Here is a 13531-nt window from a genome sequence, read left to right on the forward strand (position 1 = left end):
GGGGTTTTTTATTGTCTGGCGCTTTGGGTGTGGAACGGTTTACGATGGTGTGCAGCACTATAGATTGATTTTTGCCGCGAAACATTCGATAACGGCATCAGCAAATTATTCACAGCTCGAAGCCATTAACTATGACCAACGATTTTTCGATTCTGATCGCTGACGACAATGAAATCAATCTATGGCTGTTACGCGAACAGTTGGAATACTGGACGACCAATATCACCTCGGCAAAAGACGGGCGGGAGGCCTGGCAATTGTTGCAAGAACGCCGCTACGACTTCATCTTTCTGGATGTGAACATGCCGTTTTTGAGTGGTTTCGATGTCGCCGCCAATTTGCGCGGCACCGAAAACTACAATCGGCAAACGCCGGCAGTCGCCGTCACGGCTCACGCGCAAAATCAGCAGCAGGAACGGGCAATCGCCGCCGGGTTCAACGAATGTTTGGTCAAGCCGGTTCGCCTTTACCAGTTGGAGCAATTGCTGGTGCGTTGGCGGCAACATGAGCCGGTGAACGCCGAGTATTATGCCGGGCAACTTTTGCGCAAAGCCCAGCATAACCGGCAGTTGAGCCAAGTCTTGATGGGCAAATTATTTGAGCAGTTGCCGGGATTAATACTCGACATCGAGCGGGCCTTGGACAATCGATTGCTGCAACAGGCGTGGGATTTGAACCATAAACTGCATGGCACCTTTTGTTTTTACGATTTTGCCGATTGCCTGGCGGTCGTCGAGAACTTGCAAAAAGCGTTGGTACAAGCCGACGCAGAGTTGGCGCAACAGCGCTTTAATACAATGAAAATTAAGCTGATTCGGCTGTTGGATAACCAGGATCAAGTTCTGAAGTGTCTCGGTGACGATGACCCCATATTATGATCAAGGTGACACTGGCGTGGCTCTAATTTGGCTGCTTTTATCGGCTGCGGCGCTTTGGCGTTCGACGCGCCCGCGCAAATGATGCAAACTGCACCCTACATTCCAAAGTAAAGACAAGGTGGCTTTTATGAATACAGACCCCTGCACTTACGTCATTTTCGGTGCTACCGGCAATTTGGCGCGCTTGAAGCTGATGCCGGGCTTCTATCATCTGGAATTGGAAAAAAAACTGCCGGAAGGCACACGTATCCTGGCGGTGGGCCGCCGTCCCTGGGATAGAGCAACCTGGCTGGCCGAAGTGAAGGCCTTGCTGCTAGAGCAGGCCAATACGCCGATGGACGAGGCCGTATTCAACCGTTTTGCCGAACGGCTGGATTATCATCGCGGCGATCTCGACCAGCCGGAATGCTATAAATCCCTGGCGGAAACGCTAAATGCTCAACCGCGATTTTCCCGCAATATGGCCTTCTATCTGGCCATAGGTCCCAGTGATTTCGGCAATGTCATCGAGTCCTTGAGCCAGGTGGAGTTGCTGAACGAAGAATACGGCTGGCGACGAGTAGTGATCGAAAAGCCATTTGGTTACGATCTGGAGAGTGCACAGGCCTTGCAAAAACGTCTGAGCCGCTATTTAAGCGAAGACCAGATTTACCGCATCGACCATTATCTGGGTAAGGGCATGGTGCAGAACGTCTTGGTGTTTCGTTTCGCCAACGTGATGCTGGAACCCTTGTGGAATCGCAATTACATCGACCATGTGCAGATCACGCATTCCGAAGAACTGGGCATAGGTAGCCGCGGCGAGTATTACGATAGCGCCGGGGCGATGCGCGACATGCTGCAAAGCCATCTGTTACAGCTGTTAACCTTGGTGGCGATGGAGCCGCCGGTGTCCATGGACGCCGAATCGCTGCGCGACGAAAAAGTCAAAGTGCTGAAGTCCATTCGGCCGATCCCGAAATCGGCTGTGCATGCACATGCCTTTCGCGGCCAATATGCCCGCGGCAATATCGAAGGTCAAAAAGTGGGCGGTTACCTGGAGGAAGCCAATATTCCCGCTGACAGCAGTACCGAAACTTATGCGGCCATGAAATTGTTGATCGACAACTGGCGCTGGCGTGGCGTGCCGTTTTACTTGCGCACCGGCAAGCGCATGGCCAAGGGCCAATCCTCGATTTCGATCTGCTTTCGCCACCCGCCGTTTCAGTTTTTCCGCGATACCCATGTGCAGTGCATGACGCCGAACTGGATATTGCTGGGGATTCAGCCGGAAGAATGCATCCGCATCGAAATGACCGTTAAAGAGCCGGGTCTGGAAATGCGTACCCGCACTACCAGCCTGGATGCCAGCTTCCGCAATCCCGACGAACGCCGCGTGGATGCCTACGAAGATTTGTTATTGGATGTGATGAAGGGCGACCGTTCGCTATTTTTGCGTTTCGACGAAGTGGAATACGCCTGGCGCATCGTCGATCCCATTCTGCAAAATTGGGTGACCGAGCGGGACTATATCGCCACCTATCCGGCTGGTTCCTGGGGGCCGGAAGAAAGCCGCCGCTTGTTCGAGAAGGAAGACCAGTACTGGCGCAGTTCCTTGATGCCGGAGTGTCAGCCGTAATCGGTTTTTGGTTGCGTAACGCTGTTGCCTAGCCGCGTTTCATATATTAAGTACTGATTTGTTTGGAGAAATTGGTGCTTAATATGGATTAGCTTCTCAGGTTTTATTGAGCGGATTGATGATGTGCGTTATGGATTGCAGTAGTCGCAATTGCCCGCCGCAGCAAATTGTTCCTCTCGATCAATCAAAATTTGCTGCGTGCATCGCACACAAGCAATGATATCCGCCTTGGCTTGCTCAGTGGCTTGTCCGCAATCCTCGCAAGGTAAGCCGCGGACTACGCCAGATTTGGCAAAGCCGGGCGCGCCACAAGCGGGACAGAGCGAACTTAATTTTTCCACCAAAGCTGCGGCTGCGCGGCGAATGTTGAGCATACGTGTCGGATTGGCGAATGCGCGCATATCGGTTTCGATGAAAACTTTCCCGGTTAGGGATAAAGATAAAGCCCAATCCACGGCCTCCTGAAAAGCGTCCCAAGTCGACAAGTCCTTACGAAACTGCGGGTGATGTTCATCATCCGGTCGCACGATCAAATGGTGTTCGGGAAACCCCGCAGATTCGGCGAAGTGTTTCGCCTCTTTAAAGTCGGGGACGGTTTTGTGGGAAAAGTTGGTATGCCCGGATGCGGTCGCGATCACTTCTATACCCAAACCGTCGTCAATCCACAGCAACAACTCCAGATTATGCGGCAGCATGAACGAGACCGGGTCCGGCCCAAACGCCCCTTCACTCGCCAAACCTATCGACAGGCGGGAGAGTTGCATACCCATTCTTGCTTTGGCGCGCGCGGCGTCAAGCTGACTGCCAATGCGGGCGATGTCTCGGGTAAAGGTGCCAAACTGGTCAGTATCATAGTCACTGACATGCTGAATCCGGCAGCCCAAACCGGCACCTAGCACTTCGCGCAATGGCGCTTCTTTGCCATGTTGGGTCAGTAAGGCCACGCTTTGCCCCCGATACACCGAAACATTAGCGCTTACTGTTCGGCTTAAATCCTCGTAAAGCTTGGTTGTCGTCATAGGCTTGTGGGGGTAGGTTAGACCAACGCGCTGTAATCGGATTTTCTGTCGGGCTCATTCATCCGCCTGCCAAAATAGGAAATAGCTCAGTCAAGCCGCCGGCGATAAATTCGACGGCGGTCGAGGTCAATAACAAGCCCATGACCCGCGTCACCACGTTCATGCCGGTTTGGCCCATCAAGGCGATGATGCGCGGTGCTAGCAGCAGGATGAGCAGCACGATGACACTGACGGATACGATCACGCCGCTGAACAACAAATAATGCGCCAAGGACAAATCGCGATGGGCGTAGACGATGGTGGTGCTGATGGCGCCAGGCCCCGCCAACAACGGAATCGCCAAGGGCACCACCGCGACCGAGGCCTTTTCGTGCGACTCGGCGTCTTCTTCCGGTGTGTGCCGAGAACGATCATCGCTGACTCGCAGCATCGATATGCCCATCAACAGCAACAACAGACCACCGGCCACCCGAAACGCAGGCAGGCCGATGCCGAAGAAATTCAGGATAGGCTCTCCGGCCAGCAGCGAGGTGAACAACACCATCGCCACCGCAAATGCGGTGGTCATTGCTGTCTGCAGACGTTGCCCAGGTGATTTTGTCGAAGTCAACGACAGAAAAATCGGCATGGCACTGATCGGATTGACTACGGAAATCAAGCCGGCGAGCAATTGCACATATTCGTTCCAATTCATTTGGGGGATTCCTGTTTGTAGACCCTATAGCGTTAGATAATCACGCCGGCCGCTACCGTGTGCAACGATACCGGATCGATGATAATGAAACTGCCGGTGGTGCGGTTATCGACATACGCATCGACTAACAGTGGCTGTTGCAATTTCAGTTTGACCCGCAGGATGTCGTTCATGACCGCCGTTTCCGGGGTGGCCTGGTGGTCCAGCGTATTGACGTCAACCCGGTAACTTAACTCTTCGAAGAAAGCATTAACGGTGCGGGTGGTATGTTTAACCAGGTACTTACCCCGCGCTTGCAGTGGCTGCTCGGACAACCAGCACATATCGGCGGTGAGTGTCTTGACGACCCGCGGAGGCTGAACGGGGCTGGATAGCATATCGCCGCGCGAAATGTCGATTTCACTATCCAGCGCCACTACCACCGCGCGATCTACGCTTGCCACGGCCAATGACTGTTCGGCCACATGCAAGCCCTTGATAAGCGCCCGCTGGCCGGTCGGCCACACCGCTACTTCATCGCCAATGTGCAGCTGTCCCGAAGCCAGTGCGCCTTGATAACCGCGAAATTCCGTATCGCTTGCTCCGTTGGCGGCATTGCCCAGCATCACCCGCACCACACGCTGCACCGGTAGCCTTAGCGGGGCCCGCTCGGCATCGCGCCGGGCCGGGACGGCTTCCAAGTATTCGAGCAAACTGGGACCGTGATACCAAGGAATCGCCTCCGCGCGCGTTGTCACGTTGGTACCGTTTAAAGCCGATAGCGGAATGGCTTGCACGTGATGACGACCCAAGGCGCTGACAAAGGTGTTGAACGCATCCACAATGCCTTGATATACCGCAGGTTGCCAATCCACCAAATCCATTTTGTTCACTGCCAGCACTAACTCGCGGATACCGAGTAAATGTGCCAGATAGGCGTGGCGGCGGGTCTGGGTGGTGACGCCTTTCCTGGCGTCGACCAACAAAATCGCCGAGTCGGCGCTGGAGGCGGCGGTGACCATGTTGCGGGTATATTGCTCGTGGCCGGGCGCATCACCGATGATGAATTTACGCCGCGATGTGGCGAAATAGCGGTAGGCCACATCAATCGTAATGCCTTGTTCCCGCTCAGCGATCAAACCATCGGTCAACAGCGACCAATCGATAGCCGCCAGCCCGCGCTTTTGCGAAGTGGCTTGAATCGCCGCCAATTGATCCGCGGCGACGTTGCCGGTGTCGTACAACAAGCGACCGATCAGCGTGCTCTTGCCGTCATCGACGCTGCCGGCGGTGATAAACCGCAGCAGGCCGGAATTAGCGGGTTGCACGGTCTCGTCAAATTGGCTTTCAAGTGTCACATAGCTAGGTGCGTTCATCAGAAATACCCCTCTTTTTTACGTTGTTCCATCGCCGCATCGGAGGCGCGGTCGTCCAGGCGGGTCGCGCCACGTTCGGTCAGCAGGCATTGGGCGGTTTCGGCGATGATGTCGGCAACGTTACCGGCTGACGATGCCACCGGCGCGGTGCAGGAAATATCGCCGACGGTGCGGAAACGGCAGCTGATGGTTTCCACGGTGTCGCCGGCCTGGGCCGGTGTCAGATGCGTTACCGGCACCAGAATGTCGCCGCGCCGCACCACTTCACGCGGATGGGCGAAGTAAAGCGCCGGCAGTTCGATGTCTTCGCGCTGGATGTATTGCCAGACATCGAGTTCGGTCCAGTTTGAAATCGGGAATACCCGTAGATGGTCGCCCAGTGCCACGCGGGTGTTGTACAAAGACCAGAGCTCAGGGCGCTGATTTTTGGGTTCCCATTGACCGAACTCGTCGCGCACGCTGACGATACGCTCCTTGGCCCGAGCTTTCTCTTCGTCGCGTCGGGCGCCACCCAAACAGGCATCGAAACCAAATTCGGCGATTGCTTCCATCAAAGTCACCGATTGATAGGCATTGCGCGATTCCAACGCATGCCGTAAGCGTACCGAGCCTTTGCGGATCGAGTCTTCGACGCTGCGCACGTGCAACTGGCAAGCGTAGCGTTCCGCCATCCGGTCGCGATAGGCAATTACTTCATCATAGTTATGACCGGTATCGATGTGCAACAGCGCGCAGCCAATGCGCTCGGGATGAAACGCCTTGTAGGCCAGATGTAACAACACCGCCGAATCCTTGCCGCCGGAAAACAACAACACCGGATGGCGACATTCAGCAATCACCTCGCGCAGGATGAACAGCGCCTCGGCTTCCAGTAAGTCCAGGTGGTCCGCCGCTACGTGTGTCTGGTTGACGGGTGTGTTTACTTGCTCGTTCATATTAGCTCTCCTTGCCAGAATCGGTGACGGCTTGCCAGTGCTGCGGCTGTAGATAGCGATAGCAGTGGTTGTCCAACGGATCGATGCGCGTCAGGTGTAACCAGTGGTTGTCTACCAATTGCCGAACCTCGGCGTGGTTTGCCAATACTTGCTCGATCATCTCGGCGGGTGCCTCGATGACCACGGTCAAACGCACCGGCTCGTGGCGCAGGGTTTTGCCGTCATGTAGCGATTGCCAAGGCAAGCCGGTGCGCAAATCGCCGCCGTTGCCTTCGAGAATGCCGATGGTGCCGACCACATTGTGTAACGCTTTGTTACCGCTGCCGAAGCGGCGGTTATCCACGGTCGAGGCGTAGTACTGCAGATTAATCCAGCTGGCCACCACCATTGGCGCGCTCATGATCAGACTCAAAATCGCAGTATCCGAGTCTTGCCGGTAATCGTAGTTGTGTAGAAATACCCGACCGTCGAATTCAAAGTGATACGTACGTTGTCTGGGCGCGGCAATAAAAGCCGTATTCCCCGCCAGACCCCATTCCGGACGAATCTGCGACCAATCGCGGCTGCGTTGAGTAACGGCTTTCATTAGCGCAGCGGCATCGTGGCGGGGTAATCCCAAACCCGGCGCGCGCTCCTGGCGAGTGAGTTGTGAAGCCTGATTCAGCCAGCGCTGTAATAGCAACAGGTCTTCGCCGAAGCAATGCGGGATTTGCTCAAGGTCGAACAGCCGCACCTCGTCCGTGGTCGTATCGTGCAAACCGGCGACAAACCAGGTGTCTTTCGGGATAGTCAGTCCCTGCGCTGCCAGGCCGGCGCGGACCTCGCGATCATTCAACACCGCCGCCGCCACCCTGGCGTTGGCTTCGCCGCTGTGTCCTCCGCATGCGCCGCAATCCAGGCCGGCAGCGTAAGGATTGTTGACGGCGGTGCTGCCGTGGCCGCATAACAACACCAGCCGGGCAAAGCCGTCTGTCAGGCTCATGCCCTGCAGCGCTTTGCGCGCCAGTTCGATGCGATCGCCAAGGGCGATACCGGTTTCGACTACTGGCCCCTTGGCAATCAGACGGCCGCGCTGGCGGGTAATGACCGGTCCGATGCGGTGGACGATGGCTTTGTCCAGACCGGCGATACCCGGTTTCACTACCGGCCGGGTCAAACCCAGGCTGTCGCTTAGCAATTTGCCGGCGAAGCTCAGACCGGAAATTTCCACGTAAGAGAAACACGACACCGCGGAATTTTTAAAGCCCTTCCAAAGTCTATTCAAGCGCTTGCGCAGCCAGCGCTTTTCCAGGATGCCGCGCAGTTCGCCGACATCGGCATCGGTTACACTTTCCCGAATCCGGAATCTAGGCTTCAGCAAAACCGGACATTGCGGCTGACCATGATGGTGCCCAAGAGCGATGTATTCGATGGGGAAACCGAAGAAACCGGCAAAACCAAGGGTTTCGATAGTATGAGATTGCATTTCCAGAGCGCGCCGATAAATTTCGGAACGCACGTCGATACAAAACACTGCCTGCAGGTTTTTACGCTGGGCTTGCCAAGGGCCTGTTGAGGCCAGCGCCGACGCGAGTTTTTCGAACAAGGGGCGTTGCGTTGCCAATTCGTAGGCCGACTGCATAATATGCCGTACTTCAAGCGCTACGCCGGTATCGGTATCTGTCAACGGCGCGTCTTGCCAATGGCCTCGCCATGTCTCGACATCTTGCCGGCTTGCCACCGCCGAAATGAGCGCATAGTCATAGCTGAGCCGTATGGCCAGTAGTTGCCGCAAGGCATCCTGGTTTTTCTCGGGGCTGGTTTGCCAATGTTTGTAACACACCCAAGAACTCCAGCCGGCCACCGTCAGCAACTGCCGATGACAGGCATCATCGAGTCGGGCGCTGGGCAAACCCATTTCAGTGAGTATCTGCGTAATCGCCTCAATGGGCTCTTCAGGCAAGGCGTTTATCGTCTGACGAAACGCCGACAGGCCGGCTAATTCCGGCGTGCGATCAAAGGCCGCAGCGCGGCGCCAGGCCGCATACAGCGGCAGCCCCCGCCAGGGCATGCGCCATGCGGATTGTCCTTGATCGAAGTAGGCCGCGCACCATTTGGATATTTCCTCGGTAATCAATACCGACCACTGGCTGCCACGCATGGCGTCCAGATGCTCCGCCAAGGTCTGCCAGCGCTTGCCGGTCAACCCGAAATCCTGGCCCGACGCTTCATGCAATAGGGACAGGCATTGTTCTAGCGACATACTGCTGCCGGCAAGTTGTAGTGCCTGCCTGACATCGGACTCTTCAATGCGGCCCGAACGATAGTGTTCGGCATAGAAACTCGCCGGCATCAGCATCTCGCCTTGACCCATCCGCGCGCTAAAGGTGCAAGCGTCGCCAAAAGACCGCTCGCTCAGGCCAAGAAAGGGGTTGACCGCCACGAATTGTTGCAACGGCCATACCGGAGCGATGCGGTCGCAGGCACGCTCTATGGCTGCCAGTATGCCTGGGGTCTGCCAGGTATCCCGGCTATCAGCGCGGACGCCTGTCTCGGTGCCGTCGAATGGGTGGGTGGTTTTAAATGACAATACAGCTGAGTTCATTGCGGCATTCCTCCAGAGTGACGATGGCTAAGACTGACGGGCTTGGACCCATACCGATGAATCATGCGGTTGGCCAGAGTACTGATGTAAAAGCCGTTGTAGATATGCACGTAGGCTGCTTGCCAAACCTGGGCAGCCGCCGGGCCGGGGTACTGAATCTGTAACATCAAAATCGTGAAAAAGCCCGCCAGTACGATGATGAGCAATACACTATCGAACAGGCTGTCTATCGGCATCTGGCCAGCAATGTCAGCGCGGAGCACATGCAGGAATCCGGTTTGCAGGGCGAAATATAAAAGGCTAACCCCGGCGGCAATCAGCAGGGCTTTGCCGATTTGCGCTGGACCGGTTTGATGGGCCACGGCATTCCACAACAAATAGGTCAAGGCCATTTGCAAGATGGCACCCAACAGTACAATGCCCGGCTCTTCCCTAAATGTCAGATCGAACAAGCCGGCACTGCCAACGGTCAAGCCCAAGGCGGCAATGAACGCCAGCAACAGTTCGCCTGGATGGCGATTGTCACGAGGCGCCGGCGCCCAGGCAGCCCTGGCAATGTCCACCACACTGCCGCTGGATAAAAAGGCGTGTGCTTTGTACAAGGCGTGGGCGACGATATGCAGCATCGCAGAAGAAAATGCGCCGAGCCCACATTGCAACATCATGAAACCCATCTGGCCGACGGTGGAAAAGGCCAGCGATTTTTTGATACTGGTTTGAGTCAGCATCACCAATGAGCCGAAAAGAGCGGTAATGGTGCCGATGACTGCCACCACGTGCAGTGCGGCGGGCGCCTGCACCAGTATGCGGCTCATGCGTAGCACCAGAAATCCGCCGGCGTTGATGATGCCGGCGTGCATCAGCGCCGATACGGGCGTTGGGGTTTCCATCACCTCCGGCAGCCAACTGTGAAATGGAAACTGCGCCGATTTGATCACAGCCCCAATCACCAGGGCAAAGGCTGCGGCGTTCAACAAGCCGGTGTCCGCAACCGGTTTGTCTGCAAGTGCGAACAATTCCCTGAATTCAAGGGTGCCGAAGACTTGATAAAGCCAAACCCCTGCCAAAATCAGCGCGCAATCGCCTAAGCGGCTGAAGACAAACTTCTTGCGCGCGGCGATGCGAGCCCCCTGGCGTTCCGGATAAAACAACAATAATCTGTGCAAACACAGACTGGTGAGAATCCAGGCCAGCACGAATAATATGAAATGGCCGGCGATGACCAGGGTCATGACTGCCGCGATAGTCCATGCCAGCCACTTAAAAAATCGGCCCTGACCGGGATCGCCATCCAGATAATGACGCGAATAGCGGATGACCACGGCACCTATGAACGCCACCAGCATCAGCATGATGACCGAGAGTCTGTCGATGTATAAGCCGTTATCTGCGACACTAACAGGCGATGAATCCTGGTAGAAAATGCCGATGCCGGAAAGCCCGGCTGTGAGTACCGCCATGATGGATAAAGTGCCGCACAGTTTGCCCATTTGCTGCAGGTGGCGTGTCGCCCAGGCGGAGGACGGAGTGCCGGATAGAAACAACAGCAGCGGAGTCGAAACAGCCAAGTAACTGATCAAGGATGTCATGGCAGCAACTCCTGTTTGATTAACAATGCAGCGTTGCTGTCAGATTGTTCGATGCATAAGATTGCCCAGCGGATAGTGCGGTTCATGAGAATCTCCGAAGTGTTGAGAGTAGGGTCATGCTAGCAACCGGCTATTGATTCATCCAATATATGTATTTAATCTAAACGTTCTTTTTTGTTAATGTGTAAATGGCCTCTCTGAACTATCACCATCTGCGTTATTTCTGGATGATCGCCAACGAAAACAATTTGACGCGGGCTGCTGAACGCTTACATGTGTCACAGTCGGCGCTGAGTATTCAATTGCGTCAGCTAGAAGAATCGTTTGGGCAAAAGTTGTTTGAACGCGAAGGCAAACGCCTGCAATTAACGGAAGCCGGACGAATTGCCTTGGATTATGCCAACGCCATTTTTCGCGCCGGGGATGAATTGATCAGCTTGATGCATGGCCGTTCGGCGGGCGAGCGGCAGTTATTGCGGATTGGTGCAGTCTCGACCCTGTCGCGTAATTTTCAGCTGGAGTTGGTCCGCTCCTTAGTCCTGCGCAGCGATGTCGAACTGGTGTTGCATTCCGGCAGCCTGCGCGAATTGCTGGCGCAAATGCATACACACACCATCGATCTGGTGCTGTCCAACCGGCCGGTTCCGCGAGATGCGCAAACCAATTGGCATTGCCATCTGTTGGACGAACAGCCGGTGAGCTTGGTGGGTAAACCCTGCGCCGACAATCTGCCGTTTCAATTCCCGCAGGATCTGCATGGCAGACCCCTGCTGTTACCGAGCATTGAAAGCGAAATTAGGGCCGCGTTCGACTTCTTGCTGGAACAAGCCGGCGTGAGGCCGTTGGTGGTGGCCGAAGTCGATGACATGGCGATGCTGCGCTTGCTGGCGCGCGAGTCCGGCCATTTGACCCTCGTACCGCCGGTGGTTGTGCTGGATGAATTACGCCAAGGTCTGTTGGTGGAGCGCTACCGTATCGCGGATATTCGCGAGCGCTTTTATGCCATCACGCCGAGCCGGCGTTTCCCGAATGCTTTAGTCAAAGATTTGCTGGCCAGCTCGTCTGAATCAAGGGTTTCTGACGGTGATCATGTTTCAACAGCTGGCAGCAAGGCTTAAGTCAGAATGGGCGTGCGTAGTGGGTTTGCATGCCAATTTGCCGAGGCGGCTTGGCAAGGCCTGAAGTGCGGGAGTAAACCATCAATGCAATAGCGGAATGTGTTGCCTGGGTGCTAAGTCTAGTGACTGGCAAAGGCATCGCTCCCATGAAGACGTCTGCATTTGTATCACTGACAATTTTTCTGAATGTTGCGGTCTTGTCGCATTCCTGTCTCAAAACAATACACTCAAACTGTGACACATCCCTGAAAGTCCTTGTGTTCCGCGGCTTGCGGGCGCTGAGTTCCATGGCATTGATATTGCTGTGGGTCAATTGAAAATCACTGGGATTTTCAAGAGGGCGGCAGGCGCGTGCCAAAGCCGGTCGCCGATTTTTTGGCAATGTCATTAAGGTGATGAGATGAGTGAAGTGATATGGGTCGGTTTGATTATGTTGATTGTGGCTGCCTGTGCATTCGCGCCCTTGGGTTGCATGCTGTCGGCTTACGCAAAGTCCAATAAATCCAGCGGCACTAGTAAAGCAGTAGGCGATGTCGGTGGGTCGGCAGAGGGACTGCCCGAGGATTCGGTCCTCAAACGGCATTTTTTGACGCAATTGCAAAGCGAGATTGAGGCAACCTTGTTTCCGCGGCCAACCGATTCGATGCTGCAACGGCATTACGATGCCTTGGTGGCGGCCAAGCTGGAAAACCGCTTGCAGATTATCGGAAAATAAGCCCTTGTTGTTGATTTAACTGCAATAACTTTAAATCTTTAAGATATACCCTCTTTGAAAAAGAGGGGGAAGCAGCAAGTCGAAGACTACTCCGGCCCTTAAAATCGGCGCTTCCGCCTTTGCAGGCACGACGACGCCTGGGAATTTAAGGGCCGGGCGAATAACTTAATCGGGATAGGCGCTGATAATGTCGCGCCTATTGTGCCGATACTCGTCGTAGCTGCGGGTTTTCTATACGCCATTGCGTATTTTGCTGGCGTTCTACCAGCCCGATTAGCGAAAATAGACCGCAGATGTGTCGCCTTGTCGCGATTCCCCGTCACTTAGACCAAGCCTTGCATGCTAAACGCCGCCGATCTCGACACCTTGTTTTTGACCTTTCGCGTCGCCAGTCTGGCTACCTTACTGTTGCTATTGTTGGGCACGCCGCTGGCCTGGAGGTTGGCGCGCAGCCGCTCGCGCTGGAAAGGCGTCATCAATAGCGTGGTGGCATTGCCGCTGGTATTGCCGCCGACGGTATTGGGCTTTTACTTATTGGTGTTGATGGGGCCGGCTGGGGTGGTAGGGAAATTCACCCAGTGGTTGGGTATCGGCACTTTGCCGTTCAGCTTTGGTGGTTTGGTGGTGGCGTCGGTGTTGTATTCGCTACCGTTCGTGGTGCAGCCTTTGCAGAACGCCTTCGTGGCGATGGGTGATGCGCCGCTGGAAGCGGCCGCGACCTTGGGAGCCGGACCGCTGGATCGGTTTTTCAGCGTGGCGCTGCCTTTGGCGAAGCCGGGATTTTTAACCGCCGGCGTGCTGGGGTTTACCCATACCGTCGGTGAATTCGGCGTGGTATTGATGGTGGGCGGCAATATTCCCGACAAAACCCGCGTGGTATCCGTGCAAATTTACAATCATGTCGAAGCCTTGGAATATGGGCAGGCGCATTGGCTGGCCGGCGGCTTGCTGATCTTCTCTTTCTTGGTGTTACTGCTGCTGTACAACAGCCAACAAACCCAAACCCTGACGCAATCCTTGAAATGA

The 13531-nt window shown here is 55.3% G+C and carries 11 protein-coding genes; 5 read left to right on the forward strand and 6 right to left on the reverse strand.

What is annotated here, in order from left to right:
* The first annotated feature begins 131 nt into the window (after positions 1–131).
* Positions 132–878, forward strand: coding sequence for a response regulator (locus tag QLH52_RS01675; RefSeq protein ID WP_205453151.1), 747 nt, complete (start codon positions 132–134; stop codon positions 876–878).
* Between the two features lie 127 nt (positions 879–1005).
* On the forward strand, positions 1006–2496 hold the full coding sequence (gene zwf, locus QLH52_RS01680) for a glucose-6-phosphate dehydrogenase (RefSeq protein ID WP_205453153.1): 1491 nt from the start codon (positions 1006–1008) through the stop codon (positions 2494–2496).
* A 128-nt stretch (positions 2497–2624) separates the two neighbouring features.
* Here zwf and QLH52_RS01685 read toward each other — a convergent pair whose 3' ends face one another.
* Genes QLH52_RS01685 through QLH52_RS01710 form a run of 6 tightly spaced genes read right to left on the reverse strand, consistent with a single transcriptional unit; the run spans position 2625 to position 10672 of the window.
* Positions 2625–3515: a DUF6671 family protein gene (locus QLH52_RS01685; RefSeq protein WP_205453155.1), complete on the reverse strand. Its 891-nt coding sequence runs from the start codon at positions 3513–3515 to the stop codon at positions 2625–2627.
* 58 nt (positions 3516–3573) lie between these two features.
* A complete protein-coding gene (locus QLH52_RS01690; RefSeq protein ID WP_205453156.1) occupies positions 3574–4209 on the reverse strand; it encodes a MarC family protein in 636 nt (211 codons plus the stop codon).
* A 32-nt stretch (positions 4210–4241) separates the two neighbouring features.
* Complete coding sequence (locus QLH52_RS01695) at positions 4242–5564, reverse strand: sulfate adenylyltransferase subunit 1 (protein ID WP_205453157.1); 1323 nt, start codon at positions 5562–5564, stop codon at positions 4242–4244.
* Positions 5564–6499 carry a sulfate adenylyltransferase subunit CysD gene (cysD, locus tag QLH52_RS01700; RefSeq protein WP_205453158.1) on the reverse strand — a complete coding sequence of 312 codons (936 nt, stop codon included), beginning with the start codon at positions 6497–6499 and terminating at the stop codon, positions 5564–5566. The genes QLH52_RS01695 and cysD overlap by 1 nt, the downstream gene beginning before the upstream one ends.
* A gap of 1 nt (position 6500) precedes the next feature.
* Positions 6501–9083, reverse strand: coding sequence for a YbcC family protein (locus tag QLH52_RS01705; protein WP_205453159.1), 2583 nt, complete (start codon positions 9081–9083; stop codon positions 6501–6503).
* Positions 9080–10672: a proton-conducting transporter transmembrane domain-containing protein gene (locus QLH52_RS01710; protein WP_205453160.1), complete on the reverse strand. Its 1593-nt coding sequence runs from the start codon at positions 10670–10672 to the stop codon at positions 9080–9082. The genes QLH52_RS01705 and QLH52_RS01710 overlap by 4 nt, the downstream gene beginning before the upstream one ends.
* Before the next feature lie 188 nt (positions 10673–10860).
* On the opposite strand from QLH52_RS01710, the gene QLH52_RS01715 reads away from it, so the two are divergent.
* The 3 genes from QLH52_RS01715 (at position 10861) to modB (ending at position 13531) form a co-directional block, all read left to right on the forward strand.
* A complete protein-coding gene (locus QLH52_RS01715) occupies positions 10861–11790 on the forward strand; it encodes a LysR family transcriptional regulator (RefSeq protein ID WP_205453161.1) in 930 nt (309 codons plus the stop codon).
* 400 nt (positions 11791–12190) lie between these two features.
* Positions 12191–12505 (forward strand): hypothetical protein, encoded by a 315-nt coding sequence (locus tag QLH52_RS01720; protein WP_205453163.1) that lies wholly within the window; start codon positions 12191–12193, stop codon positions 12503–12505.
* Positions 12506–12844: 339 nt separating this feature from the next.
* Positions 12845–13531, forward strand: a complete 687-nt coding sequence (gene modB, locus QLH52_RS01725) for a molybdate ABC transporter permease subunit (RefSeq protein ID WP_319960347.1) — start codon at positions 12845–12847, stop codon at positions 13529–13531.

Origin of the sequence: Methylomonas defluvii (genome assembly GCF_033949435.1) — a bacterium.
Classification (GTDB): domain Bacteria; phylum Pseudomonadota; class Gammaproteobacteria; order Methylococcales; family Methylomonadaceae; genus Methylomonas; species Methylomonas defluvii.